We start from the raw sequence: 24,786 nt of genomic DNA, 5'->3' as shown, positions 1-24,786 counted from the left end.
TGAGGCAAGGTGCGTTGCGATAGCATTTCCTTGCCTCATTTTTTGTTACGCACCTACTTTAGGCAGTGGTTTGCCCTCTACAAGCAGTCCGACTCCCTCGGCACATACTCCGTATTTCTCCCAAGGGCAGGTCGTGCAGAGATGACTGATGTCCTCAGGCACCATCGTTTCAGCTACGCGGTCACAGATGGATTGCCAGCTGCCGCTTGAGCCTACTTGAAGCCCAAGCTTTGAGAGTATTGCCTCATCCAAGCTGTAGACGGTTCCCTCACAGTGGTAGGCTTTGTCCGGCGGATACGCTTTGCAAACATCGTCTGGGCCTAAAATCATCTCAATTTCAGTTTCAGGATTTACCCGCAGCTTCTCGTAAATAGCGGTCATATTTACACAGAAATCATCTGAATACCCCATGCCTCGATAACCTAGTAGACAAAGCAGATGGTGTCCTCGTAATCGAATCGTCATAGAAGTACCGCTCCTCATACTAAAAAGTCCTATATGTTAACCATTTTATCACAATAAAAGGTTTACATATAGGACTTTATCTGGTTTCACGTTATGTTAACAATCAAATTAGAGAAACGATTTATTTCCCTAAATACTTATCCTGAACGATGTTCAAATGATGAATCTCATGTCCAGCAATAATATAAGCGAGCGCTCTAGCTGAAATGTTGCCGCCATTAGCTACGCCTATGCGATGCCAAGCTTCTTCAGACAAGCCGCGCAATAAAGCGAGCGTAGCTCGGCGAACGGAAATGTAATCCTCGATAATTTGTGATAAAGACCAATCTTGAAAGGAGGCACCGTTCATGAAATCATCCTGATCATAACCGGCAAGAGGCGTCTTATCACCCCGTGCTGCGCGAAGCAAACGGTAGCTCATGACGCGCTCATTATCAGAGATGTGACCGATTACTTCCTTAAGCGTCCATTTTCCTTCCGCAAAGCGGTAGTTGGCCTGCTCCTCGGGAATATCGGAAAGCAATTCAGTCGTGCTTGCCAGCTGCTTTGTAAGCCATTCCGTAACAGATCCTTCGCCCACAAGGCCGATATACTGTTCATAATAAGCATTGTATTCTTCCGCTGACGGTCGTTGTGTCATGCGTATAGCCTCCTTCTCATATTGAAGAGCAAAATATTTTCCAAATGCTTTCATTATTTTTATCGGTTATCCGCTGCGTTTTTTATAGCGGTATTGTCCGGGCGTAATTCCCTCTTGCTTACGGAAGGAACGGATGAAGTTTTGCGGGTTGTTGTAACACAGCTTTGAGGCGATGTCTTTAATCGGCAGCTCGCTCTCTGCAAGCCACTGTTTTGCCATTTTAAAACGATACATCGACAAATATTCACTAAACGAATAATTCGTCTCCTTGCGAAAAACACTGCTCAAATAATTCGCATTATAGTGGAGTCGCGACGCGCATTCCTCAAGTGTGAGGTCGGTGTCGTACTGATGCTGCACAAGGTCAATAATTTTCTCGGAAATGTTATGGTACTGCGCCTCCTGACGATCCTTAAATATGTTAATCAACGGATAGACAACACTCGTCCAGAACCAATCATCGATCTCAGCAGACGTATGCAGTTCAAGCAGCTCCTCGAGCAGCGAGCCTTTTAATGGATGGATCTGGTTTAGGCTTACGCCTGATTCCTGCATGACAATCAGCAGGTTATTGAGCAGCCGAGCAAGCGGAATTTGATATTCCTGCGGCGATAGCTCTACGATAAATACGGCTTGCAAAAAGGCTTTTAGCAGCTCTTTCGATTTATCCTTCTCTGCCAGCTTAATGGCATCCATAAGCTCATTCTCGATATGCCCCGGATAGTTAAGGTTCAAATAATGTTTGCCAGCATTCACATTCTCATACTGAATAATGATGCCTACGCCTAGTTTCATGCGCTGCTTCAGCGCCTCAAGGCCTTCCCTATAGGCTGTCGCCAGCGACGAGAAGGAGCTGAAGGGCAAGCTCATGCCAATGCTGACCTGTACGTTAAGGTAGCTTGCAATCTGCTGCTGGAGATGCTCGGTTAACGCATATTTGGCATTGTGGAAAGCTTCTTTGCCCACTTCCGCACTGCCGATAATCGTCACAATCGTTTGATCCATAATGATTGGCGCTAGCCTCTGCTCGAAGGGGATGAGCTCCTCGATAATGTTATGCACGGCGAATAGAAGCAGCTCAAGATCATTCTTTGAGTATCGGCTGTTGTCGGTAAAATCGATTTGCAGTGTAATAGCTGCCATCGTTTTCCACTCTTTTAGCTGAGATTCGTAGCCAAATTGCGTTAGCTTCTCGGGAACTTCACTTGGCTTGATATGGCCTTGGAAGGCCTTCATGAAGAAAAAGGTGCGCACTTGATGAATATGCTGCCTAACCTCCTTCTCAAGCTCGGTTTTGGATTGGAATAAATGGGTGACGCGTTCGCCAATCGCTTGAAACTCATTTGTTTTCCGCTTCTGAATATCGGTCAGACGCTCGCCGATTTGATTCAGCAGCAATTGAATCGGTGAATACATACGCCGCGAGCCGAGCCAGGCGAGCAGCATGGACAGCATAAGCATAAATAAGCAAACATATAGCGTATACGTGCCGATTTTATTTGATTCCTTCGTCATGCCGGCAATGGATGTGGCTGAGAGGTAGACCCAGCCGTTAAGCTCGGAACGGTAATAGGTGACGGAATAATCCTTCTGATCAATCGATTCAGTAAATTGACCGGAGGGCTCAGTGAGCTGTCCCATATGCAAACCGCTTTCGAGGACGGGTTTGCCGATCAACGTTTGGTCGGGATGAAGCAGAATACGGTATTGGTCATCCAAAATCATAATTGTAGAAAAAGGGTCTTCATCGCTCTTAAGCAGCTCCTGCAAGCTGCAGGTCGGAATGTTGGCGAGCGCTAAGCCGTATTTTTCAAGCCCATTCGTCGGAAGCTTCTTCACGAGGCTTATGCTGTAGCTGCAAGCAGCACTCTCTGCTGCCTCCTCGCTATAAAACCAGCTGGATGGGTTAAGCACCCATGAGGTTCCTTCAGGTACTTGCATTAGGCTGGATAGCTCCTCGAAATATGCATATTGCTCAAAGGAATAGAGCCCGGAATTCTTGATCATCCAGTTGTGGCGATCGTTAATCAGGACGACGTCCTCAAGCTTGGTGTCAAAGGATTGCATATGGCGGATTTCGTTCCGCAAGTCATCATACATGACAAAATCGTTGACGGTGAGCGGCTGATTCATCGCTTTTTTGAGCACGGTCGAGTTAATCACCTGATTCAGCGTGTGGTTGACAGTCGTCAATTTCTGCTCTACATTTGAGTTGATTTGCATTATAAGCTGCATTTTTCCACGGTTTACATTTTTCTGGATTTCACTGGAAGAGGTTGCATAAGAGAATGCGCCGATAAAAATGACGGGAAGCGTGCTGAGCAGAAAGCCGAAGATCGTCATCTTGCTTAAAAAGGTTAAGGATCGCACAGCTATCAACACCTTCTCTAGGAATGAACGAGCATTAGCTTTATTTTAGTAAACGCATACATTTTGAGCAATAATCATCTGTCGCGCAGATAATCATTTCCTTAGATTATGAAGAGAAAAGGCTGATAAGACAAGGGGGATTAAGGTGGGAATCAGTTCACAGAACACAGGACTACGCTTAAGCTGTCGCTTTTTTATAGTGCTGCTTATCCTCTTCATATGTGCTTCATGCACCGCATCTTCTGCTCCGAATGAGCGAAGAGACGTAAATGCAAAAACGACGATTTCAATTATGGCGCCGCTCCACTTTCCCCACCCGCCAAGTGAGGAGATCATTACGCTCATCGAAGACTTAACGAATGTGAAGCTTGATATTAACTGGGTACCTGACGGTATTTACACAGATAAAATGAACACAGCGCTCTCGACCAATTCGCTTAAGAAGGCGACGTTCGTGAAGCATACCGATTATATTTTTGTGAAAAATGCGATTCGCTCGGGGTCTTTCTGGGAGATCGGCCCTTATTTGGAGCGGTTCCCGAATTTAAGGCATTTGGATAGCGGCATTTTGGGGCAGTCCGCGATTGATGGCGGCATTTACGGGCTGTACACGGAGCGGCCATCATCTAGGCAGGGCATTATTATAAGGGAAGACTGGCTGGAAAATCTCAAGCTAGACAAGCCCGGAACGATTGAAGAGTTGTATGAGGTGATCCAGCAGTTTACGCTGGGGGATCCTGACCGCAACGGGCTTAAGGATACCGTCGGGCTGGCTGATCGTAATGATCTGGTATTTGGAGCGTTTAAGACGTTAAGCTCTTATTTCGGCACACCGAACAATTGGGGTATTGTTGATAAGAAGGTGGTTCCGGAGTTCGAAACGGCAGCGTATATGGATACGATGAATTTCATGAAGCGGCTGTACGATGAACAGCTCATAAACACGGATTTTGCGGTGACGAGCAAGGAGATGCAGCGTGATAACATTATACGTGGTGCCGCAGGCGTATATATCGGCAGTATGACCGACGTGCAGCGGCTCTCGGATGAAGCGAAGCAGATTAATCCTGCAGCGAGATTTACATTAGCGAATCGCATACAAGGACCGGAAGGGTACCGTGTCTGGTCGATTCCGAACTATAATGGTCTTTATTTATTTTCCAAAAAGGCGATTCGGACGGAGGAGGAGCTGCTAGAGCAGCTTGCGTTCTTCGATTGTACGATGGATAAGGACGTTGCCAATCTTATGCGTTACGGGATAGAGGGCAAGCACTATCTTATGGAGGGGGAGCAGGTTCAACTTCCCGAAGAGACGTCGCAGCTTCGCGTAACAGAGGTCAATGCGCTTTATCCGCTTATGATTGCCGACCTAAGTAATCCGAATGTGCTGAAGGTAGCGGAGAAAGAAACGATGTGGGAGATGGCGGAGCGCCTCAGTGCAGATAACGATAAGTTTATCGTGACGGACAAGGTGATTGGACTGGATTCGAAGACGTATGATGAGAAAAGCATGGAGCTGAACAAAATTATTTCTGACGCGACGTACAAATATATTCTCGGACAAATTAGCGCCCAAGGCTTCTATCAGGAGGTCGAACGCTGGAAGCGCAGCGGCGGCAGCTTGATGATTAGCGAATATACGGATGCTTATTTCAAAAAATAATGAAAGAGTCCCATATCTAAATAGAGCAGCCAAGCAGGTTATTTATTTCCTGCTTGGCTGCTCTATTTTTTGCGAATAAAAGTAACAAAGAAGGCGAATGAGTACAAAGAACTAGTATAAAAGTATCGATTTCAAACTAAAAATTATATATAATTGTCGAAATAACTCGTAATTTGTTTAGAAATTGCATAGAACAACAGTATATAATAAGAATCTGATTTAAGTTGTTGATGGATGGCTGAAGTGAAAAGACGACATGGAGTGTGACTTAACATGAAACCTGATTTTTTCCAAGAAGTACATAAGCTCGGATATGATAACGAATGGAGATACCAGCTGCTTATACGAGGTCTGCGCAACATACAGGAAGAGAAAAAGACCCAAGGTTTTTTTAAGAAGCTGGAGAGAAGATTGGTGAACAAATATAAGAAGATCAAGATTTCCGCTTGGAAGTAAGGGACATGCTGTTATGAGTGCCCTTTCATATAAACGATAACCATGTACATGATTTGAGGGTGAAGAGCGATCTTCATCCTTTTTGTGTTGCGGCCATTATTATTCTGACACAAGTGTCACCACAAGCGGTGATAATCATTAACTCAGATGCCTCTGAAACGATACGCCATATGTACAAATGATTGTTTCGGCACTCTCTATCGTGATGGTAGCTTGAAGGGGTAGCAACCAAAACGTTATATGGAGGTCAACGCTGTATGAAGAAAAAATCGGTTTCGATTCTGATGGGCGTGGTTTTGACATTTAGCTTATTGCTCGCAGCTTGCTCAAGCGGCAGCAATAACGGAAAAAACAATACGCCGCCAGCAGTAAGCAATGACAGCGGAACAAAGACTGAGGAGACAGACAAACCCGTGGAGCCGGAGAAGCCGACCGAAATTACGATCATGCTTCCACTTAACATCGCTGAGACACCGCCAGATACAATCAAAAATGAGTTGGAAAAGCTAACGAATACAAAACTAACGTATCAATTTTTCCCGGCAGACACATATGAGGAGAAGCTGAACGCTTCCTTTGCGACGGGCTCGCTGCCTCAGGTTACTTATTTGAAAAACCAAGCGACCTTCGTTCAAATGAAGGAAGCGATTCGGGACGGTCAGTTTTGGGAAATTGGCGCTTATTTCAGCGAGTTCCCGAATCTGAGCAAGCTGAAAGAAGAGATTCTGAATAATACCAAAGTGGATGGCAAGCTTTATTCGGTATACATCGGCAGGCCGCTCGCTCGCCAAGGAATCATTTACCGTAAGGACTGGGCAGATAAGCTGGGCATCGCCGCACCGACTAACGTAGATGAGCTGTTTGCGATGATGGAGAAATTTACGACGGGCGACCCGGATGGCAACAACAAACCGGATACGATTGGTTTAGCTGACCGCAACGATCTCGTGTATGGCGCTTTCAAAACGGTTTCTGCATGGTTCGGCACGCTGAACAACTGGGGAGAGAGGGACGGGCAGCTCGTTCCGGATTTTACGACGCCTGAATATGCAGCCACGATGGATTTTATCAAAAAGATCCGTGATGCGAAATTGATGAACGTAGACTTTGCCGCTACAAGCAAAACAGATCAAGTAAATATGTTCACAAGCGGCAAGGCGGGCGTATACATCGGCTCCATGCAGGATGTTGACTCGCTGGTTAAGGACCTTGTTAAGAACGTGCCGACAGCAGTTGTTGATACACATAGCTTGGTTGCCGGACCAGACGGGAAGCTGGCATCATGGTCCATTCCGGGCTATAACAACGTAGCGTTGTTCCCGAAATCAGCAATTAAAGACGAAGCCGAGCTTAAGAAAATTTTGGCCTTCTTCGATAAGCTGATGACGCCAGAAGTGGCGAACATGATGTTCTGGGGAATTGAAGGCACTCATTATACGGTAGTGGAAGGCAAGGCGAAAGCATCGGCAGATAAAGAGCTGACGGAACGCGAGGTCAAAGGCTTTAAGGACAGCGTCATAGGCGAGCCTGAAACGAACGGCATGTACGATGGTTTCCATGAGCTTCCGGCACGAATTCATGCAGAGCAGCTCATCATCGAGAACGAGAAGATCGCCATTGCCGATCCTACTGCGCCGCTTGATTCGAAGACGTACACAGAGAAGGGTACGGAGCTTCAGGAAATTATGAAGGATGCCACTTACAAATATATTTATGGATCTATCGATAAGGCTGGATTTGACAAAGCGGTTGAGGATTGGAAGAAGCGCGGCGGGGCTCAAATTATCGAAGAATATAATGCTGCCTACAAAAAATAAAGAATAGCCCATAGAGGCTGCTCGCTTGCTCGAGCAGTCTCTAAAACCTCCCGTGGAAAGGAAGAACCCATATGCAAGAAGGTCATCAGGAAACCGCAGTTCAACTGGCAAGGGTACCTCAGCCTAGAACGAGCGAGCTTAAGAAGCGGCTTTGGAAAAACAAATGGCTTTATGTCATGCTGCTGCCGGGCGTGCTCTTCTTTATTATTTTTAAATATATTCCGATGTTTGGGCTTGCTATCGCGTTTCAGGACTATAAGCCGTTTAAGGGTATAGGCGGGAGCGAATGGGTTGGGATTAAGCATTTTGAACGTCTGTTCACGGAACCGGATTTTTTGAGCATTTTGACGAATACGCTGCTGCTGTTTGGCATGAACTTATTATTCTATTTTCCAGTCCCGATTTTACTAGCGCTAATGCTGAACGAGGTTCGATTCTCTTTTTTTAAACGAACATTTCAGACGCTTGTGTATTTGCCGCATTTTATGTCGTGGGTCATTATCGTGTCGATCAGCTTCGTCATGCTGACGTCGGACGGCGGTATTGTGAACGAGCTGCTTGTGTACTTTGGATTCGAAAAAATCAATTTCCTGCTCAGTCCCGAGTGGTTCAGACCAACCTATATCATTCAGGTTATCTGGCGGGAAGCGGGTTGGGGAACGATCATATATTTGGCGGCTATCGCCTCCGTCGATCCTGGCTTGTATGAGGCAGCGCGCATGGATGGCGCGGGTCGGCTCAGGCAGGTATGGCATATCACGCTGCCTGCGATTCGAAGCGTTATTATTATTTTACTGATTCTAAAAATCGGCGATGTGCTTGAGCTTGGCTTCGAGCATGTATATCTATTGCTGAATGCGATGAATCGCGACGTTGCCGAAATTATCGACACCTATGTTTATACAGCCGGTCTTAGGCAGGGACAATTCAGCTACAGCACGGCGATCGGCTTCTTTAAATCATTTATCGGGCTGGTGCTTGTTATAGCGGCCAATAAGCTTGCGAAGAAGATGGGCGAGGAAGGTGTCTATTAAAATAGGGCGGTCGGTCGAAGACGAAGAAAGCTTCGCTACTAAAACTTAAGGAGGGTTCAGCATGGTAGAGGATAAAACGTTCAGCGGGCGGCTTTTTTCAATAGTGAACTTCACGCTACTTGCCATTATCGCGCTCGTTACGGTGCTCCCGTTCCTGCATGTTGTTGCCGGATCGTTCACGACCAGCGCCGAGATGGCGATGAAGAAGTTCATCCTCGTGCCTACGATTTGGAGTTTTGATGCCTATAAATTTATTTTCTCGACCAATACCATTTTTCGTGCGATGACGGTTTCGACTGGCGTTACATTAGTTGGCACACTGTTCAGCATGTTCACGACAGCATTGATGGCATATGGCTTGTCGCGAAGAGATCTCGACGGGCGCAAGGGAATCATGTTTCTCGTCGTATTTACGATGCTGTTCAGCGGCGGACTCATTCCGACGTTTCTCGTTGTACGGGAGATGGGATTGATCGACAGCTATGCGGCGCTTATTATTCCGTCGGCGATCAGCGCATTCAACCTTATTATTTTGAAAAACTTTTTTCAAAATATTCCCGAAGGGCTGGAGGAATCGGCGAAAATCGACGGCTGCAACGACTTCGGCATCTTGTTCCGGATCGTTCTCCCGTTATCTATGCCTGCTATTGCGACGATTTCATTGTTTTATGCGGTAACTTATTGGAACACGTACCTCAGTGCCATTCTGTACTTGGATGACAGCGCCAAATGGCCGATTCAGGTGCTGCTTCGTCAAATCGTCGTGCTTGCTAGCGGTCTCGATTACAGTTCTGACTTAGATGCAGCAGTACCTCCGCCCGACCAGACGGTGAAGATGGCTGTCATCGTTGTAGCGACGCTGCCCATTCTGATTGTTTATCCATTCTTGCAAAAGCATTTCTCCAAAGGCGCGATGCTTGGCTCAATTAAAGGCTGATGGCGTGAGCTTGAACCGTAATAGGGAAAATGGAGAGGAGTTCTGTTTGGATGCCAAATAAAGTGAAAATGACACCGATTGAATGGGCGAGAGCTGCTTGTGATTCTTTAATGAATGCTTATTTGCCGGAAAAGCTTCCGCCTGCTGGCCGTTGGCATTATCACCAAGGCGTGTTTCTTTGCGGGATGGAGATGCTGTGGCAGGAGGAGCGGGATGACCGCTACGCTGCCTATATCAAACGATACGTAGACAAGCTAGTTGATGATAACGGCAACTTTGATTTTGCCCGTGACGAGCTGGATGCTATACAACCGGGGCTGCTCTTGTTTCGGCTTGATGAGCACGGCAGTGATCGCAAATACCGAGTCTCTGCTGATAAGCTGCGCGGCCTGTTCAATACGCTGCATCGGACCTCGGAGGGCGGCTTCTGGCACAAGGATAAATACGCCTACAATATGTGGCTGGACGGTTTGTATATGTGCGGGGTATTTGCGCTCAAATATGCTAACGCGTATGGGGATATAGGACTGCGCGATATGGTGCTGCATCAAGAGCAGTTGATGCGCCGTTATATGAGGGATGAGCAGACGGGACTGCTGTATCACGCTTGGGATGAGAGCAGGCAGATGCCTTGGGCAGATCCAGTGACAGGCTGCTCGCCTGAATTTTGGGGTCGTTCACTTGGTTGGTATGGTCTTGCGGTAGCTCAATTTCTTGATGAAATAGCAGAAGGTGAAGCGGGGTGTACCGAGCTGAAGGCTGCACTGGCTGATTTTTCGCGGACGCTTGTTAAATATCAGGATGCGGAGAGCGGTCTATGGTATCAGGTGGTGGATAAAGGTCATTTGGCAGACAATTGGCTTGAGACCTCCTGCAGCTGTTTGTTCGTTTATACGCTTGCTAGAGCATACAAGCTTGGTCTCGTTGGCGATGAGTGCTTGGCTGCGGCTAGGCGCGGGTTTGAAGGGCTTGTACGAGTGGTGCAGTCTGATGAGAAGGGTCGCTTTGTCCTGCCGGATATTTGCATCGGCACCTCGGCCGGCGATTATGAGAACTACGTCACGCGTCCAACGAGTCAGAATGATTTGCACGGCGTCGGCGCGTTCATCATGGCTTGTGTGGAGATGGAATCGCTTGTTGCTCGGAAAAAGTAGCGGATAAAGAGAAAGCTCTGCGGCTAAATGAGCCGCAGAGCTTTGTTTGTAGTTGTTGCTATGGGTTAGCAGATGGCTGTTCTCTGCTTTCTGCTTGGTTGAGAGCGATGTTCGGCTCGGTGCCCCCCATGTTGTAATAAGATGAAGGCAGGGCAGTCAGCAATTGATTAGCTGGCTAGCCATTTACCGATAGCATCAGAGGGCCATGGGATGGGCCCCTCAAACGTCATTCTACTGTAGAAACTACAATAGAATGCTCGAGCTGCGGCTGAGCGAATGGCTATGTTGCAGTAAGTGCAGCAGAATCAGTCAATTCAGCCTTGGATGCAGCAAAACCGACCCATTCTGCTGCAAAAGTGCAACGTAGTTCATTTAACTAAGACTCATGTAAGGTATCTGTTGCAGAAACTACAACGTACGTTTCAGTGCTAGCTATCTGCGACTGAGGTTACTTTTTTGATAATCCGCCTGAAGTGTGGGAGACTCATTCACCCTAGCCGTTCTAATCCTGAAAAGTAACCTATATTGGCAGCTTATAAACACACAACCTGTTAGCGCCAACCTTCGATCGAGTTGATTAGAGCACCTGCTCCAGAAACCGTGCAGCGCGCTCGCTTTGCGGCTTTGTGAAAAACTGTTCAGGTTTCGTTTTTTCAACAAGCTTGCCGTTATCCAGGAAGTAGATCGTGTCCGCAGCTTCGCGGGCGAATTTCATCTCATGCGTAACGATTAGCATCGTCATGCCGCTATCCGCAAGGCCGCGAATAACGTTAAGCACCTCTTTCACCATCTCAGGATCAAGCGCCGAAGTAGGCTCATCGAACAGTAAAATGTCGGGTTCCATAGCTAAGCTTCTCGCGATGGCTACACGCTGCTTCTGCCCTCCGGATAAGCGGGATGGATAACTATCTGCTTTGTCCGAGAGACCTACACGAGCCAGCAGCTCCATCGCCTTCTCGCGAGCTTGCTCCTGCGATACTCCTTTGACCTGAATCGGAGCAAACGTAATATTATCGATGACGGTCATATGCGGGAACAGGTGAAAATGCTGGAATACCATGCCAATCCGCTGCCGTACGCGGGCTATGTTCGTTTTGGGATCGGTAATCGGCGTTCCATCAATCGTAATCACACCGGAAGTCGGTGTCTCAAGCATATTTAAACAACGAAGAAAGGTGGATTTACCTGAACCGGACGGTCCAATGAGTGCAACGACCTCTCCTTTTTCAACGGTTGTCGTAATGCCTTTCAGCACTTGGTTTTTGCCGAAGGTTTTTGTTAAGTCGGTTACATTAATCACTGCGGCGCAGCCTCCTTTCAAGCATACGGGCAAACGATGTTAAGACGAGCACAAGCACGTAATAGATCGCGGCAATAAATAATAATACTTCGATGGAACGGAACTCAATAGATCGCACCACATCTGCTCGGCGCATCAAATCGGAAACACCAATGACGGATACGAGTGACGATTCTTTAAGCAAAGCAACACATTCATTCACGAGCGCTGGCAAAATATTACGAAGTGCCTGCGGGAAAATAATGCGCAGCATCATTTTTCGGTAAGGAATGCCGAGTGCAATGGCGGCCTCGCGCTGTCCTTTGTCCACGGCCATAATGCCGCCGCGGATCGTTTCGGACAAGTAAGCCGAGGAATTGAGTCCGAATGCTAAACCGGCAGCCATCAGCGCAGGAATGTCATAGTTGAATAGCTGCGGGGTTGCATAATAAATAATCGTCAGCTGGACAAGCAGCGGCGTGCCGCGGAATATGGATGTATAGGCGGTTGCGAACCACTCGAGCGGCTTAATACCGGATATTTTGAACAGTGACAGTACCGTTCCCCACACAAGTCCGAATAATGCGGAGACAAGGGTAAAGAGAAGCGTTACGTATACACCTTTTAGAATATAAGGAATGTATCCCTTCAGCATGCTGAAGTCGATGTTCAGGTTAAGCAGCGAATCGGATTCTTCCTTCTCAACAGTAAACCACTTCTGCACGATTTCTTCGAGCTTTCCGTTGTCCTTCATTTCCGAGAGGACGCCGTTAAACTCGCTCACAATAGGTGATTTCTTAGGAAATGCAATGGCATAACCATTGTCTGCCGATTCTGCTGGCAAGAAATGCATCGCTAGCCCTGGGTTAAGGTTGGTCATTTCTATGGCGACAGCGTCTTCTACGATAGCGGCATCGACGCGGTCGGAATTCAGCTCTTGAATCAGATCTGGAATCTTATTGAGTTTTTTTAGTGTAGCTCCCTCAATCGTTTCCGCGTATAGATCCTGCGTAGAGCCAAGCTGAGTCGCGATTAATTTGCCAGATAATGAGGCTTCAGTCTCCAGCGGCGCAGACTTTTTTGAGACGATCGTATTGCGGGCAGCGTAATAAGTATCGGAGAAATCGACATTCTGCCTTCGCTCATCCGTAGCGGACATGGCGGACATTACGAAGTCGACTCGGCCTGTCTGAAGCGCGGCAACGAGCCCATTGAAATCCATGTGTGTGATTTCCAGTTCGTATCCGAGCTGGCTGGTGATATACTTAGCAATATCGATATCTAATCCAACGATTTCACCGTTGTTTTTGGCGTCGACATTTTCGTAAGGTGGATAATCGGCAGATGTGCCCATTACAAGTTTCTTTTTTTGACCAACTGCTGGAGTGCTTGCTGCACTCTCTGCACTAACGGAATAAGCGCTGTTTTTCCCCATAGGGAAGGCTTGTCCAAGTCCGATCAGCAGAACCGTAAAGACGATGAGCGATAAATAAATGACTTTGAGCTTTTTTCGATTCATGATGTCCTCTTTCTTCTAAGTTGATAGGTTTAACAGGCTTATCTTTTATCACGAGATGAGTTTATGTCGAAAAATAGATCTGATTCAGCCGTATGCGCCTGCAACATTAGAAATTATATGGTGTTCCATATCCTTTGTAAATAACCAATAAGTCGCTTTTGTGAAAATTTCAGCATATTTATTAGTACCCACTTATAATTATGCTGAAATATTTATGCGAAAAGACTGCATTTATTGAAGATGAGGCACTTGCAAATTTCGTTTGAATATTTGAAATTTTGACAGTCGTCATTTGATGAGAATTACTGTTATAATATCCAGATAGAATGAAATCTATTTTGAAATGAAGGGAGGTGAGTACATTGTTCGAGCTTGAGCTGCATGACGTCATACCGTATCTGATTTCAATCAGTCTTCTTTGTTCTTTAGCGTATGCTTACGCTTCGCATTTGCATTCTGGTGCTTATGAGTACTGGGAACGGAGCCAGGTTGTAAGTATATTGTATAGTTTGATGCCGCAGGTATTGATTCGATCGATTCCGCTGCATCACTGGTTAGTTCGAAAGGTGAAGCGGAAAGAATCGCCTGATGACGACATAGCAGATTGTTCCAACTCGTTTGCCCAGCTATTTTCAAACAAACGAGGAGGATTTTTATGGAAACGAACAATGTATTCCCTTCTTTAAAATATGGACGTGTATTAATGGCCGGCATGATGCTGGCAGGACTTCTTCTAGTAAGCGGTTGTAGTACAGCAAGCGGTACGATCGATGGGAATACGCCGGGCATATTTAACCACTATGTCATTTATCCATTATCAGCGGTTCTTCAGTATCTTGCTGATATGTTTAGTGGAAATTATGGCTTTGCGATTATTGGTATTACGCTTTTGATCAGACTTGTTCTACTGCCGCTCATGATGCGCCAATATCGCTCTCAGAGTCAGATGAAGACAAAGATGGCGGTACTTCAGCCGGAGCTCAAAGAGCTCCAAGATAAATACAAAAACAAGTCAGATGCAGCATCCAAGCAGAAGCTGCAGCAGGAAACGATGCAGCTTTACCAGAAGCATAAGGTCAATCCGCTTGCTATCGGCTGCTTGCCGATGCTCATTCAAATGCCGATTTTGATGGGGCTATATTCTGCTATTAAGCTGACGCCTGAGCTGGCGGATCATTCCTTTCTCTGGTTTAAGCTAGGTTCGCCGGATATCGTGCTGCCGATCATCGCAGCGATCGTTTATTTTGTACAGTTCAAGGTGTCGCAGACGACGCAACCCAATGCGAATGCTGCACAGCAGAAGCAGATGGCTTTCATGGGTTATCTATCTCCGATCCTTATGGGCGTATTCGCGCTATCGGCACCGGCGGCTATCTCACTTTACTGGGTAACAGGTGGTTTATTCATGATTGCGCAGTCCTATTTAGCCAAAAAAGTGTATGCGCCGAAGGTGGATGTAGCACTCGAGGGCAGCGCCTAAATATGAAGGAGACGATCAGATGTCAGTCGGTGTACTCGCTCATTTATTCGGAAGCTTGCCGTACAAGGAGCTTGCTCCTAAAGTTGCGGAGAGCGGCTTCAGCCATGTGCAGCTAGCATTGTGGAAGGCGATTAGCGATGTCGATTTCAGCAAGCCTGGGAACTTGAGCCCAGGCCTTGCCAATGCAATCGGCGAGCAGTTCGATAAGCATGGGGTTTCGATTTCGGTGCTTGGCTGCTATGTTCATTTATTTGAACGAGACGAGCAGCTCCGCCTTGCAAATGTGAATCGCTTTAAGGAGCTGCTGCGCTATGCGAAGTTTTTTGGAGCGCCGATGGTCGCTGCGGAAACGGGACGGAATGAAGGCGGAGACTACACTGATCGAGATTGGTCTGTGATGAAGGCGACATTAGAGGAGTTAGCTGAGGAAGCCGAGAAATGGGGCGTCTTTGTCGGGTTAGAGGCGGCTAACGACCATTTGATAGGAACGGCTCCTGAGCTGGCCCGGATGCTGGAGGAGGTTCCTTCCTCCAATATTGGTGTCGTTATTGATCCCGGAAATCTGCTGACGTCTGCTAATTTTGCGAGGCAGGATGAGGTCATCGAGCAAGCGTTCGAGCTGCTCGGCGACCGTATTATCGCGGCACATGCTAAGGATCGCATTTTGCTTGAGATTGGCGAGTTGGCTACCGTAACTGCCGGCCTCGGACAGATGAATTATGAGCTGTATATGAAGCTTTTGAATCAATATAAGCCACATGTACACATCATCATGGAAGAAGCAAAAGAGCACCAAATGGCCACGTCGAAGGCTTATATAGATGGAATTCGTGCGCGGGTTTAGGTGAGTATAAAAGTAAAAAAACAGTAGACCATTGGTGTTCCCAGGGGGCTGCTGTTTTTGTTTTTGTAGTGGGTGAGATTATGTTTAGCGTGTGCTGTCCAGCTGTCGTTTCATCTAAATGACCTGTCCACTCGGTACATTTCGGAGTAACGCAAGTAATTTTGTTTTCGAATCAGCAGGAACTATTCCACGTAAAACTTGATGTTTTGTATGTATGTCGAGTGTGAATTTCGTATGAAAAGGATCTGTTTCCTTCAATTGATAACAAACAATCTCCTCCCAAGGAATGACTGAGTTTGCATGGTAAACGCCATCACTACCAATGGAATAGTTAATTTTACCGCCAGAGAATATGGTTATGAGCATAATTGGAAAAACATATGCAAACCAGTGCTTATACACGATATCGCTTATTCCAAAGATAAGCAGTATCCACAAAGTCGTAACTATGACTACATAAGCGAACACCGTTAGAGTTAATTTTTTGTCGGAAATAAGGAAAGACGGGTTATATACTTGAACATTGTTTTTTGATTTTTTAAATATCCGAAATTGTTTATGTTCATTGTAAAAGGACCAAATGAGGATCAAGCAGCTGAGTAAGTTCAATAATAATGTAAATATAAAAGCTATGTGCAATCCGGTCACTCCTCGTCATTTGCCGTAGTTGTTAGTGATAAGGGATATATATCCGTAAGTGTAGAGGAGAGATTGAAAACAGTCGAATAGGAATGGTCACTCTTCACTTGATTATAAAGATGGCAATACTTTTGCACCAAGGGACTTATTTCCTATTTCATTTAAAGTATATTTGATTTAAAAGAGCGCAAACAACGAAAGATGGATTAGTATTTTCCGAAAGAGGTTTTGCGTGAAACGAATAAACAGGAATAGTTAATAAAGGGAGTCCGATGATTGATGAAGGGGATAACATGTTTTCGAGGCGAGATTGGTTTTGCAGCTTTGCATATGCAGTATTAAAGAGTAAACTTTACTACAGAATCAAAGGAGACCAATCATGAGCCATAAAATATGGATGGGTATTGGAGTAGCTTTAAGTTTATTCTACGGATACGATTTAATCAAACAATGGATAGACACCCATGCTATATCGTATTTTCGTCTGCTGCTTTTTTTTGGTTGCCTTTTGCTTGTTTATACTCAGTGGACTGAACTGAAAAAGAAAGCTAAAAAAGATTAACTCTATTGAGGTGTAAACATTTCTAGTAGGAGGGAGGTTCGTAGAGATGACCTCATTGCGACCTATAAAGAGAAGTCAGTTAAGGATATATTTTGGGAAAAAGTATTACCGATTTAAACGTTATCTCGATTGGTACTTTGGGGAGAAAAATTTCGCGAAATGGCGCACGAATAATGAACTGCTGCCTTATCGAATTTTTGAACACCGCACACCGTTGCTGCGTAAGCTGCGGGATGTGGATATGTGGCTGCAGCATAATAAAATTACGAACCTTAGCATTGCCTCAAAAAAGTTAAGCGGCTTGGTGATCCATCCGGGCGAAACTTTCTCGTATTGGCGATTGATCGGCAACCCTGCCAGAAGAGATGGTTATGTGGATGGCATGATCCTGCACTATGGAAAGGTTACGACGGGGGTAGGCGGTGGGTTGTGCCAATTATCAAATTTAATTTATTGGATGACCTTGCATTCTCCTTTAACGATTACGGAGAGGTACCGCCACAGTTACGATGTTTTTCCCGATTCCAATAGAAATCAACCCTTTGGCAGCGGGGCAACTTGTGCCTATAATTATTTGGATTTGCAGATTAAGAATGAAACGAATCATGCGTATCAACTGTGTTTGAATTTGACTGATACACATTTGGTTGGGGAATGGAGAGCGGAGGTTCCTGGGATAAGAACATATGAAGTGTATGAAAAAGAACACTGGATCACCCACGAGTTTTGGGGCGGTTATGTCAGACATAATAAAATACATAGAAAAGTGTATAACACAGAGGAAATTCTGGTAGATGATGAATTTATTACGGAGAACCATGCGATTATGATGTATGAACCCTTATTGGGTGAAGCTACCTATTCTGTTCATGATGAGGATCAATTAGGCTAAGGGTGAACCTGAGTAGACATTTGCTACTCGGGTTCATCCTCTTAGTCATTTTACAATACATTTAAATGAGGAATAACGAGTCCGCCATATGCGAATGCGATAACAATGACGATGGCAGGATGGATATTGCGGAACTGCATCGCCCAGAAAGCGACCGCTGCAATAATGAGTGATTGAATAATACCAATGGATTCGATAGAGCTTTCAGCCATTTGCCAGGTAAGAAGCAGCATCATAATGGCGATCACGGGCTGTACAAGCAGCGTCATTCCTTTGACTACAGGCGATTGGCGATGCTTTTGCAGCACCTTAAGCAGTAGAATAAGCGCGATAGCGGATGGCACAATCGTTGCAGCCAAAGCAACAACCAAGCCGATCCAGCCGCCGACATCATAGCCGACAAAGGCAGCAATTTTAGTTGCAATCGGACCTGGGAGTGCGTTGCCGAGTGCAAGGATGTTAGAGAACTCTACCGGCGTCGTCCACCCATGGTTCGTCACGATCTCCCTGTACATAAGCGGAATGGAGGCGGGCCCGCCGCCGTAGCCAAGAACGTTGGCAATAAAGAATCCGATTATTAAATTAATCCATTCCACGAGTTACGCCCTCCTTTTGCTGCCCATTGCGGAGCTGCTTCTGCTGTTTTTTTCGTTGAAGGGCTGCAACTGTTCTTAGATGAAAAGCGCCGTAACCAAGAAATAAAAGAATGACGATAGCAGGGTGAATATGAATGCCTTGCAGCAGTCCGAATGCTAAAGCAAAAAAACCGAAGCCGACGTATTTGCCAAGTCCTTTGACGGCCCGTTCTCCGAATTCATAAGCCATCATGCCAAGCATTACGGCGATGACAGGCGTTACAGCGCCGATCATCCCTTGTATGAATGCGGCGCTGCTAAGGAACTGTACAGTCGTTAATAGAAGAATCATCGCAATACCGGAAGGAATGATATGGGCGAGAACAGACACGATGGCACCCAAAGTACCCTTTTCGCGATAACCTAGATAAGCTGCTATCTTTGTTGCAATAGGACCAGGCAGAGCATTCGCCAGCGCAAGAATTTCACCAAATTCCTCATCTTCTATCCATTTATAGTTCGTAACTGCCTCATAACGAATCAGCGGAATGACGGACGGGCCGCCGCCGTAGCCGATAATGCCTGTCTTCATCATCGCCCACGATAGCTGCATGTAGCGGTTATTCATTATTTTGCTAGCCATCATTTACAGCCTCATTCCCATTCGACTCTTGTAACGATTAATTAACACCTGACAATCGACGCTCATAATGCCGGGCAGTGTGTAAAGCTTATCCTTAAGAAAATGCTCCATTTCCTGATTGTTGCGAAATAGACCGTGCATATGCAATTTACTCGGGCCGGTCATATGGTAGAGGCTTGTAACGAACGGCTCTGTCGAGAGCTGATCAGCGACGGCGTGCAGATGTTTAGGTTCAACTTCCACATTGAAGAAAGCCGATACGCTTATGCCGATACGCTCAGGGTTAATGACGGCCGTAAACCGTTCGATTACGCCGCCATCCATCAACGCATTGATCCGAGATTGGACAGCTACGCGCGATAATCCAATTTCCTTCGCTAAGTCTGTGTAAGATATTCTTCCATTAATATTGAGCTCTGCAATGATTTTGCGATCAACTTCATCAATTTCTATCGCTTTTGGTTCATCAAAAGGTTTTTCTTGCACTTGTTCATCAGCTCCAATTGTATTTCATTATATTGCAAGGTGTCTTGTAATATCACGTTTTGATTACCATATGTATAAATATATACACATTACTATTCGTTTTCAACAAAAATGAATAAAAAGAAGTTACATTTTTATTGCCTATCATTCACTGAGATGGTATTTTAAAAGAATACACAATGTTATATTATCTAACATATAAATAAATGATTTAAGAGTTTTGTTAGAGTTATAAACATTTCTGGGGGTGGTAGACGTGAATCAATCCGTGATTGGAACAAAAACAATGGTTGTCAGCCCTCATTATTTAGCTACTGCGGCTGGCGCTCGTATGCTTGCGCAAGGCGGAAATGCCTATGATGCAGCTGTCGCTGTGAGCGCATGTCTCGCAGTCGTTTATCCGCATATGACAAGTCTCGGAGGAGATTCCTTCTGGCTCGGCTATCATCATAGTGAAGGCAAGGTCCGGGGCTATAATGCTAGCGGTCGATCAGGCTATAAGGCTAACATGGGTGCTTACGCTGGCTTGGCGGCCATCCCAAATCGGGGTATGGGCAGCATCGTAACCGTACCCGGCATGGTGGATGGCTGGGACGCGGTTCACCGTCAGTACGGTCGGCTGGGCTGGGCACAGGTGCTGGCTCCGGCCATTAACTATGCCGAAAACGGTTTTCCGATGTCGAACGATCAATATCAAAATACGGTTCATAATGAAGCAGTGCTTGCGAGAACGCTTGAAACAGCAGATATTTATTTGCCTGGCGGGCAGGTGGTCAAGGTTGGCGAGCGCTTCAAGCAGCTTGCGCTTGCGAAGACGCTGCGCCGTTTAGCTGAATTTGGGCGTGATGAGTTTTATAAAGGTGAGACAGCGAAGGAAATAACAAGTTTTCTGGGCAGACATGATGGACTCCTGACGGCGGATGATTTTGCTGATCATCATGGTGATTGGGTAACCCCGATTGAGGGCTCTTATCGAGGTTATACGCTTCATCAAATGCCTCCCAATTCACAAGGCTTTTCCGCTATTATGGCTCTTCAAATATTGGAGAAATTTAAGCTCGGCGAAATCGAGCATGGCTCGCATGATTATTATCAGCTATGCATCGAGGCGCTAAAGCTAAGCTTCCGTGACCGGAACAAGTATTTATCAGATCCTGCCTTTACAAACGTGCCGCTTGAGCGGCTTTTGGACAAAAATTATGCGGCAGAGCTTGCTGCTTCTATTGAGCTAAATCGTGCTTCATGCGAGAAATCAGAAGTGCTTGGCAGCGATACCGCCTATGCAGCGGTCGTAGATGAAGAAGGGAACTCCGTCTCCTTTATTCAAAGCTTATATTTCGAGTTCGGATCGGGCGTTGTGGCGGGCAACACAGGTGTTTTATTGCAAAACCGCGGCTCCTTTTTCTCACTTGACCAAAGTCATGTGAACAGCTTGAAGCCAGCGAAAAGGACGTTCCATACCTTAATGCCAGCTATGGCATGTCGTGATGGCAAACCTGTCGTGCTGTATGGCACGCAAGGCGGCGAAGGTCAGCCACAGACGCAAACGGCGATATTTACACGGATGATTGACTATGGCATGAATCCTCAGCAAGCGATAAATGAGCCTAGATGGGTATGGGGGAGGACGTGGGGAGAGCCTACCCAGGAGCTGAAGATAGAAGGACGGGTTTCTGCAGATGTACTAGCTACGCTTGCGCAAGCAGGGCACACGGTCAAAAAAGTGAAGGATTTCGACGGTATTATGGGCCATGCCCATGCCATTATGCGCGATGAGCAAGGATTCCTGCAAGGTGGATCGGATCCGCGCTGCGATGGCGCGGCAATCGGATGGTAAGGTTGAAAGTGGTTGAAGGGAGGCGGGGAGCTTGATGAAGCAAAGCTGGAATGTTTATGCGACGGAGCAGCTTGTGATAGAGCCTTTAGCTGAAGGTGTCTTAAGCGGCAAAACGTTTGCGATAAAGGATGTATTCGATATTGCTGGCCACGTCTCTGGAGCGGGTAACCCGGATTGGCTGCGAACTCATAATGAGGCGACTAATCATGCGGCGGTCATAAAGCGGCTGCTTAGCAAAGGCGCAAGATTAGAAGGGACGACGATTACGGATGAATTGATGTACAGCATTAACGGGGAGAATGCCCATTATGGGACTCCGGTGAATCCAAAAGCGTTAGGTCGGATACCCGGAGGCTCCTCTAGCGGTTCAGCAGTTGCGGTAGCAGCAGGCTTAGCGGACTTCGCTATTGGGACCGACACGGGAGGCTCCATTCGCGTGCCATCCGCTTATTGCGGAATTTATGGAATACGGCCTACACATGGGGCAGTAGATACGACTGGGCTTATACCGCTGGCGCCTAGCTTCGATACGGTAGGCTGGATGGCTCGCGACGCGCAGACACTTCGTAAAGTGGGAAGTGTACTGCTCGATAAGCAAGAGAAAAGTAAAGCAAGTTTCTCGCGAATGGTATTCGCCGAGGATGTATGGTCATTGACGGATGAGCATACATCCTCGGCTGCAACGCAATATTTCCCATTGCTGAGGGAATTAGTTGAGAGGCATGAACAAGCAATCGTCGCGCAAAGCGGGTTGCGGGAGTGGATGAATGCTTTTCGCACCATTCAAGGATTAGAGATTTGGCGTGAGCATCGGGATTGGATATTGCGAGAGCAGCCTGCCTTCGGACCTGGCATTGCGGAGCGATTTGCTTGGGCGAGCACATTGAAGCAAGAGAACAGTGATACGGCATACATAATGAGGGAGAAGGCACGAGCTCTTTTGGATGAATGGCTCAGGGAGGATACCGTGCTCGTTGTGCCGACTGTGCCTGCCATAGCGCCGCTGCTTGGTTTATCAGGCTCAGAGGTTGAACAGCGACGTGCACAAACGCTTGAAATGAGCTGTTTGGCGGGGCTTGCAGGACTGCCGCAGGTTACGGTTCCGATTGCAGGAGAACTTAGCTGTCCAATTGGCATTTCGTTTATAGCGGGAAGAGGCCATGATATGAGGCTGCTGGAATGGGTGGCTGATCGCGTCTCGACTCGAATAAGACCATTAAGTTAAAGAAAAGGAGCCGCTGGCGATGAAAATATCAACGGTAAAAGTGAATGGCAAGGAGCTTGCTGCGATCCCGAGCGCAAAGGGGCTTGTTCTCATCGAAACGATTAATGAGGCTGAACGAACCAGCTGGAATACGGAGCTGTTCGAGCTTATTCGACTGGGCGAGCTGGAGCCTTTAACAGAATGGTACGTAGGAGCGGGTAAGGAAAAGCTAAAGCGATTGCCAGCAATTCCTTACGAGGATGTGCAATACGCGCCACTATATCGTCACCCTCGCAAAATTTGGGGCATCGGCATGAACTACGTAAAAGATGCAGCGGAGCTTGCATTAGCAGACCTGAATGAGGAGCCGGTCAGCTTCATTAAACCGGACACAACGATTATCGGCCCGCTTGATGCCATTCAAATTCCACATGGCGTTGGGAAAATTACAGCGGAAGCTGAACTCGGCATAATTATCGGAAAAACCTGCAAAAACATAACGGTAGCCGAAGTGTATGACGTCATTGCAGGCTATACGACGACAATTGACGTAACGGCATCCGATATCCACGCTAGACATCAGCGGTACTTATCGAGAGCCAAAAGCTTTGATACCTTCTTCAGCTTTGGACCGGAGTTTATTACGAAGGATGAGTTTCCTGATTTGTTAGAGCTGTACGTGGAGACCACGATCAATGGTGAAGTTGCGCATCGAAACAAGGTGTTCAATATGAAGTTCCGTCCCTTTGCTGCCGTAGCTTTTCATTCCAGAGTGATGACGCTGCTGCCTGGCGATATTATGATGACAGGAACGCCGGGAGCTGTCGTTATTCGCGGCGGAGATATAGCAGGCTGTTATATCGATGGTTTTGAGCCGCTGCTGAATGCTGTTCAAGATTAAGCTTGCTAGGAGAATTGAAAACTGCTATAAATAAGTAAGTAAATAAAAAGTTGTTTGGAGGAGAGACGATGATCGATGTATTCCCCGCGGCATCGCGGCATTCGGCGGATCTAGGGTGGCTGCGCAGCCAACCAAGCTTCTCATTCGGAGCTTATTATGATCCGAATCGAACAGGCTTTGGTGTGATGCGTGTGTGCAATGACGATTATTTGGCTCCGGGAAAAGGCTTTGGCGCTCATCCCCACAGCGACATGGAAATCGTATCTATCGTATTGAATGGTCTAATTAGACATGAGGATAATTTGGGCAACTCGGTCGTATCCTCGTTTGGCGAGGTACAACGAATGTCAGCTGGCACCGGCGTCATCCATACGGAATTCAACGCATCTGAAGATGAGGAGCTGCGTTTGCTCCAACTTTGGTTCATGCCGCAGGAACGAGGAATGACGCCATCCTATGAAGCGATCCGATTTGATGTGAGCAAGCTGCATAATGCGCTGCTTCCTGTTGTTTCTAATCAGGTTGTAGAGCAAGCTGCCTCCATTAGTCAAGATATGACGATCTATCTGAGCAAGCTGGAGCAAGGAAAGCAGCTCGAATACGTTGTTGAGCCGGGACGCAAGCAATTTATATATATCATTGATGGTGAACTGTCGGTTCATGGAGAAACGCTCATGACAGGTGATGAGGCGCAAATTGAAGCTGTAGAAGAGCTCATGCTCACAGCTACTGCTCCAGCCTTTTTTATGCTAATCGATTTGCCGTAGGCTTTCGAAGTAAGTTTGCTATCGCAAACTTAAGCATATGCTTTCGAAGTAAGTTTGCTATCGCAAGCTTTAAGCAAAGGCTTTCGAAGTAAGTTTGCATTCGCAAACTTTTGAGGAGGGGTAAGAGATGAAACAAACGTTTCTTGTTAAACATGCGGTAGGCGGACGGATGTTTATTGATTCGAATAAGCAGGAAGTACCCTATACGCTCGTTCCGCAGGGGGAAGGCTGGCGGTTCACGGTTTCTGTGCCATGGAGCGAGGTCATTGAAGACCTGCTTGCGCATAAGACAGAGCTGAATGTATTTGTTTTCCATGAGTTTGACGATCAGCCGACGCTAAAAACCTGGTATTACGTCAAAGACGGCCCAGTTGAATATGATGCTGACGAGAATAGCCTCACGATTTTTGCAGATTCCCATATTGCTTACTACCCTCACGAGTATTCCGTTTAAAAGCTCGAAGAGATCATGTGCTTATGGTCAATAGGTTATAAATATAGACCAGTCAAACATGGTATCACATGTAGGGCTGGTTTTTATTTGTGCCAATACTTAACGGAACTCGCTAGCCAAGCTGCACAAAATACAATAGAAACCTGACACAAGGCGCTGCATAACGGC

Annotated in this window: 23 protein-coding genes; 15 read left to right on the top strand and 8 right to left on the bottom strand. The window is 46.5% G+C overall.

Translation table 11 applies throughout. From position 1 onward, the window contains the following. Positions 1–45: 45 nt before the first annotated feature. From AC787_RS15315 to AC787_RS15305, 3 genes are all read right to left on the bottom strand, one after another. Positions 46–465: a DUF1284 domain-containing protein gene (locus AC787_RS15315; RefSeq protein ID WP_054025568.1), complete on the bottom strand. Its 420-nt coding sequence runs from the start codon at positions 463–465 to the stop codon at positions 46–48. Positions 466–586: 121 nt separating this feature from the next. Next, positions 587–1,105: a DinB family protein gene (locus tag AC787_RS15310; RefSeq protein WP_054025567.1), complete on the bottom strand. Its 519-nt coding sequence runs from the start codon at positions 1,103–1,105 to the stop codon at positions 587–589. Positions 1,106–1,171: 66 nt separating this feature from the next. Then, complete coding sequence (locus tag AC787_RS15305; protein WP_054025566.1) at positions 1,172–3,475, bottom strand: AraC family transcriptional regulator; 2,304 nt, start codon at positions 3,473–3,475, stop codon at positions 1,172–1,174. Positions 3,476–3,620: 145 nt separating this feature from the next. On the opposite strand from AC787_RS15305, the gene AC787_RS15300 reads away from it, so the two are divergent. The 6 genes from AC787_RS15300 (at position 3,621) to AC787_RS15275 (ending at position 10,536) form a co-directional block, all read left to right on the top strand. Continuing rightward, on the top strand, positions 3,621–5,138 hold the full coding sequence (locus AC787_RS15300; protein WP_235560986.1) for an extracellular solute-binding protein: 1,518 nt from the start codon (positions 3,621–3,623) through the stop codon (positions 5,136–5,138). A gap of 273 nt (positions 5,139–5,411) precedes the next feature. After that, positions 5,412–5,594 (top strand): hypothetical protein, encoded by a 183-nt coding sequence (locus tag AC787_RS15295; protein WP_054025565.1) that lies wholly within the window; start codon positions 5,412–5,414, stop codon positions 5,592–5,594. Positions 5,595–5,851: 257 nt separating this feature from the next. Beyond that, positions 5,852–7,411, top strand: a complete 1,560-nt coding sequence (locus tag AC787_RS15290) for an extracellular solute-binding protein (RefSeq protein WP_054025564.1) — start codon at positions 5,852–5,854, stop codon at positions 7,409–7,411. A gap of 71 nt (positions 7,412–7,482) precedes the next feature. Further along, the gene (locus AC787_RS15285) at positions 7,483–8,445 is read left to right on the top strand and encodes an ABC transporter permease (RefSeq protein ID WP_054025563.1); all 963 of its coding nucleotides are present in this window, start codon (positions 7,483–7,485) and stop codon (positions 8,443–8,445) included. A 61-nt stretch (positions 8,446–8,506) separates the two neighbouring features. Continuing rightward, a complete protein-coding gene (locus AC787_RS15280) occupies positions 8,507–9,382 on the top strand; it encodes a carbohydrate ABC transporter permease (protein ID WP_054025562.1) in 876 nt (291 codons plus the stop codon). A gap of 50 nt (positions 9,383–9,432) precedes the next feature. Beyond that, the gene (locus tag AC787_RS15275) at positions 9,433–10,536 is read left to right on the top strand and encodes a glycoside hydrolase family 105 protein (RefSeq protein WP_054025561.1); all 1,104 of its coding nucleotides are present in this window, start codon (positions 9,433–9,435) and stop codon (positions 10,534–10,536) included. 577 nt (positions 10,537–11,113) lie between these two features. Here the strand turns inward: AC787_RS15275 and AC787_RS15270 are convergent. After that, complete coding sequence (locus AC787_RS15270; protein WP_054025560.1) at positions 11,114–11,836, bottom strand: amino acid ABC transporter ATP-binding protein; 723 nt, start codon at positions 11,834–11,836, stop codon at positions 11,114–11,116. Further along, entirely contained in the window at positions 11,829–13,334 is a 1,506-nt protein-coding gene (locus AC787_RS15265; protein WP_054025559.1) for an ABC transporter substrate-binding protein/permease, read from the bottom strand. The genes AC787_RS15270 and AC787_RS15265 overlap by 8 nt, the downstream gene beginning before the upstream one ends. 655 nt (positions 13,335–13,989) lie before the next feature. On the opposite strand from AC787_RS15265, the gene yidC reads away from it, so the two are divergent. The 4 genes from yidC (at position 13,990) to AC787_RS15235 (ending at position 17,751) form a co-directional block, all read left to right on the top strand. Then, positions 13,990–14,814: a membrane protein insertase YidC gene (gene yidC / locus AC787_RS15255; protein WP_054025557.1), complete on the top strand. Its 825-nt coding sequence runs from the start codon at positions 13,990–13,992 to the stop codon at positions 14,812–14,814. Positions 14,815–14,833: 19 nt separating this feature from the next. Then, positions 14,834–15,658, top strand: a complete 825-nt coding sequence (locus AC787_RS15250; protein ID WP_054025556.1) for a sugar phosphate isomerase/epimerase family protein — start codon at positions 14,834–14,836, stop codon at positions 15,656–15,658. Positions 15,659–16,676: 1,018 nt separating this feature from the next. Continuing rightward, positions 16,677–16,859 (top strand): hypothetical protein, encoded by a 183-nt coding sequence (locus AC787_RS15240; RefSeq protein ID WP_054025554.1) that lies wholly within the window; start codon positions 16,677–16,679, stop codon positions 16,857–16,859. Positions 16,860–16,905: 46 nt separating this feature from the next. Then, positions 16,906–17,751 (top strand): VanW family protein, encoded by an 846-nt coding sequence (locus AC787_RS15235; protein ID WP_054025553.1) that lies wholly within the window; start codon positions 16,906–16,908, stop codon positions 17,749–17,751. Between the two features lie 50 nt (positions 17,752–17,801). Here the strand turns inward: AC787_RS15235 and AC787_RS15230 are convergent, their stop codons facing one another. Genes AC787_RS15230 through AC787_RS15220 form a run of 3 tightly spaced genes read right to left on the bottom strand, consistent with a single transcriptional unit; the run spans position 17,802 to position 19,455 of the window. Beyond that, complete coding sequence (locus AC787_RS15230; protein WP_054025552.1) at positions 17,802–18,347, bottom strand: chromate transporter; 546 nt, start codon at positions 18,345–18,347, stop codon at positions 17,802–17,804. Next, positions 18,334–18,972 carry a chromate transporter gene (locus tag AC787_RS15225; RefSeq protein WP_414730947.1) on the bottom strand — a complete coding sequence of 213 codons (639 nt, stop codon included), beginning with the start codon at positions 18,970–18,972 and terminating at the stop codon, positions 18,334–18,336. The genes AC787_RS15230 and AC787_RS15225 overlap by 14 nt, the downstream gene beginning before the upstream one ends. Further along, positions 18,973–19,455, bottom strand: coding sequence for an Lrp/AsnC family transcriptional regulator (locus AC787_RS15220; RefSeq protein ID WP_054025551.1), 483 nt, complete (start codon positions 19,453–19,455; stop codon positions 18,973–18,975). A gap of 256 nt (positions 19,456–19,711) precedes the next feature. Between AC787_RS15220 and ggt the strand changes: the two genes are divergently transcribed. The 5 genes from ggt to AC787_RS15195 all read left to right on the top strand — a co-directional run bounded on the left by ggt (position 19,712) and on the right by AC787_RS15195 (position 24,618). After that, positions 19,712–21,292 (top strand): gamma-glutamyltransferase, encoded by a 1,581-nt coding sequence (gene ggt / locus AC787_RS15215; RefSeq protein WP_414730946.1) that lies wholly within the window; start codon positions 19,712–19,714, stop codon positions 21,290–21,292. Positions 21,293–21,326: 34 nt separating this feature from the next. Then, positions 21,327–22,517, top strand: coding sequence for an amidase (locus AC787_RS15210; RefSeq protein WP_054025550.1), 1,191 nt, complete (start codon positions 21,327–21,329; stop codon positions 22,515–22,517). 19 nt (positions 22,518–22,536) lie between these two features. After that, complete coding sequence (locus tag AC787_RS15205; RefSeq protein ID WP_054025549.1) at positions 22,537–23,397, top strand: fumarylacetoacetate hydrolase family protein; 861 nt, start codon at positions 22,537–22,539, stop codon at positions 23,395–23,397. Between the two features lie 68 nt (positions 23,398–23,465). After that, entirely contained in the window at positions 23,466–24,164 is a 699-nt protein-coding gene (locus tag AC787_RS15200; protein ID WP_054025548.1) for a pirin family protein, read from the top strand. Positions 24,165–24,291: 127 nt separating this feature from the next. Beyond that, entirely contained in the window at positions 24,292–24,618 is a 327-nt protein-coding gene (locus tag AC787_RS15195; protein ID WP_054025547.1) for a hypothetical protein, read from the top strand. Positions 24,619–24,786: the final 168 nt, after the last annotated feature.

This window comes from Bacillus sp. FJAT-28004 (assembly GCF_001280845.1).
Lineage (GTDB): Bacteria > Bacillota > Bacilli > Paenibacillales > Paenibacillaceae > Pristimantibacillus.
Note: the sequence above shows the minus strand (reverse complement) of the source record. Positions and strands in the feature narration are given on the sequence as shown.

Bases quoted from the DNA above. Each gene is read 5' to 3' on its own strand.
- AC787_RS15315 (WP_054025568.1), bottom strand. From the start codon at position 465: ATGACGATTCGATTACGAGGACACCATCTGCTTTGTCTACTAGGTTAT.
- AC787_RS15310 (WP_054025567.1), bottom strand. From the start codon at position 1,105: ATGACACAACGACCGTCAGCGGAAGAATACAATGCTTATTATGAACAG.
- AC787_RS15295 (WP_054025565.1), top strand. From the start codon at position 5,412: ATGAAACCTGATTTTTTCCAAGAAGTACATAAGCTCGGATATGATAAC.
- AC787_RS15290 (WP_054025564.1), top strand. From the start codon at position 5,852: ATGAAGAAAAAATCGGTTTCGATTCTGATGGGCGTGGTTTTGACATTT.
- AC787_RS15285 (WP_054025563.1), top strand. From the start codon at position 7,483: ATGCAAGAAGGTCATCAGGAAACCGCAGTTCAACTGGCAAGGGTACCT.
- AC787_RS15280 (WP_054025562.1), top strand. From the start codon at position 8,507: ATGGTAGAGGATAAAACGTTCAGCGGGCGGCTTTTTTCAATAGTGAAC.
- AC787_RS15275 (WP_054025561.1), top strand. From the start codon at position 9,433: ATGCCAAATAAAGTGAAAATGACACCGATTGAATGGGCGAGAGCTGCT.
- AC787_RS15265 (WP_054025559.1), bottom strand. From the start codon at position 13,334: ATGAATCGAAAAAAGCTCAAAGTCATTTATTTATCGCTCATCGTCTTT.
- yidC (WP_054025557.1), top strand. From the start codon at position 13,990: ATGGAAACGAACAATGTATTCCCTTCTTTAAAATATGGACGTGTATTA.
- AC787_RS15250 (WP_054025556.1), top strand. From the start codon at position 14,834: ATGTCAGTCGGTGTACTCGCTCATTTATTCGGAAGCTTGCCGTACAAG.
- AC787_RS15240 (WP_054025554.1), top strand. From the start codon at position 16,677: ATGAGCCATAAAATATGGATGGGTATTGGAGTAGCTTTAAGTTTATTC.
- AC787_RS15235 (WP_054025553.1), top strand. From the start codon at position 16,906: ATGACCTCATTGCGACCTATAAAGAGAAGTCAGTTAAGGATATATTTT.
- AC787_RS15225 (WP_414730947.1), bottom strand. From the start codon at position 18,972: ATGATGGCTAGCAAAATAATGAATAACCGCTACATGCAGCTATCGTGG.
- AC787_RS15210 (WP_054025550.1), top strand. From the start codon at position 21,327: ATGAAGCAAAGCTGGAATGTTTATGCGACGGAGCAGCTTGTGATAGAG.
- AC787_RS15205 (WP_054025549.1), top strand. From the start codon at position 22,537: ATGAAAATATCAACGGTAAAAGTGAATGGCAAGGAGCTTGCTGCGATC.
- AC787_RS15200 (WP_054025548.1), top strand. From the start codon at position 23,466: ATGATCGATGTATTCCCCGCGGCATCGCGGCATTCGGCGGATCTAGGG.
- AC787_RS15195 (WP_054025547.1), top strand. From the start codon at position 24,292: ATGAAACAAACGTTTCTTGTTAAACATGCGGTAGGCGGACGGATGTTT.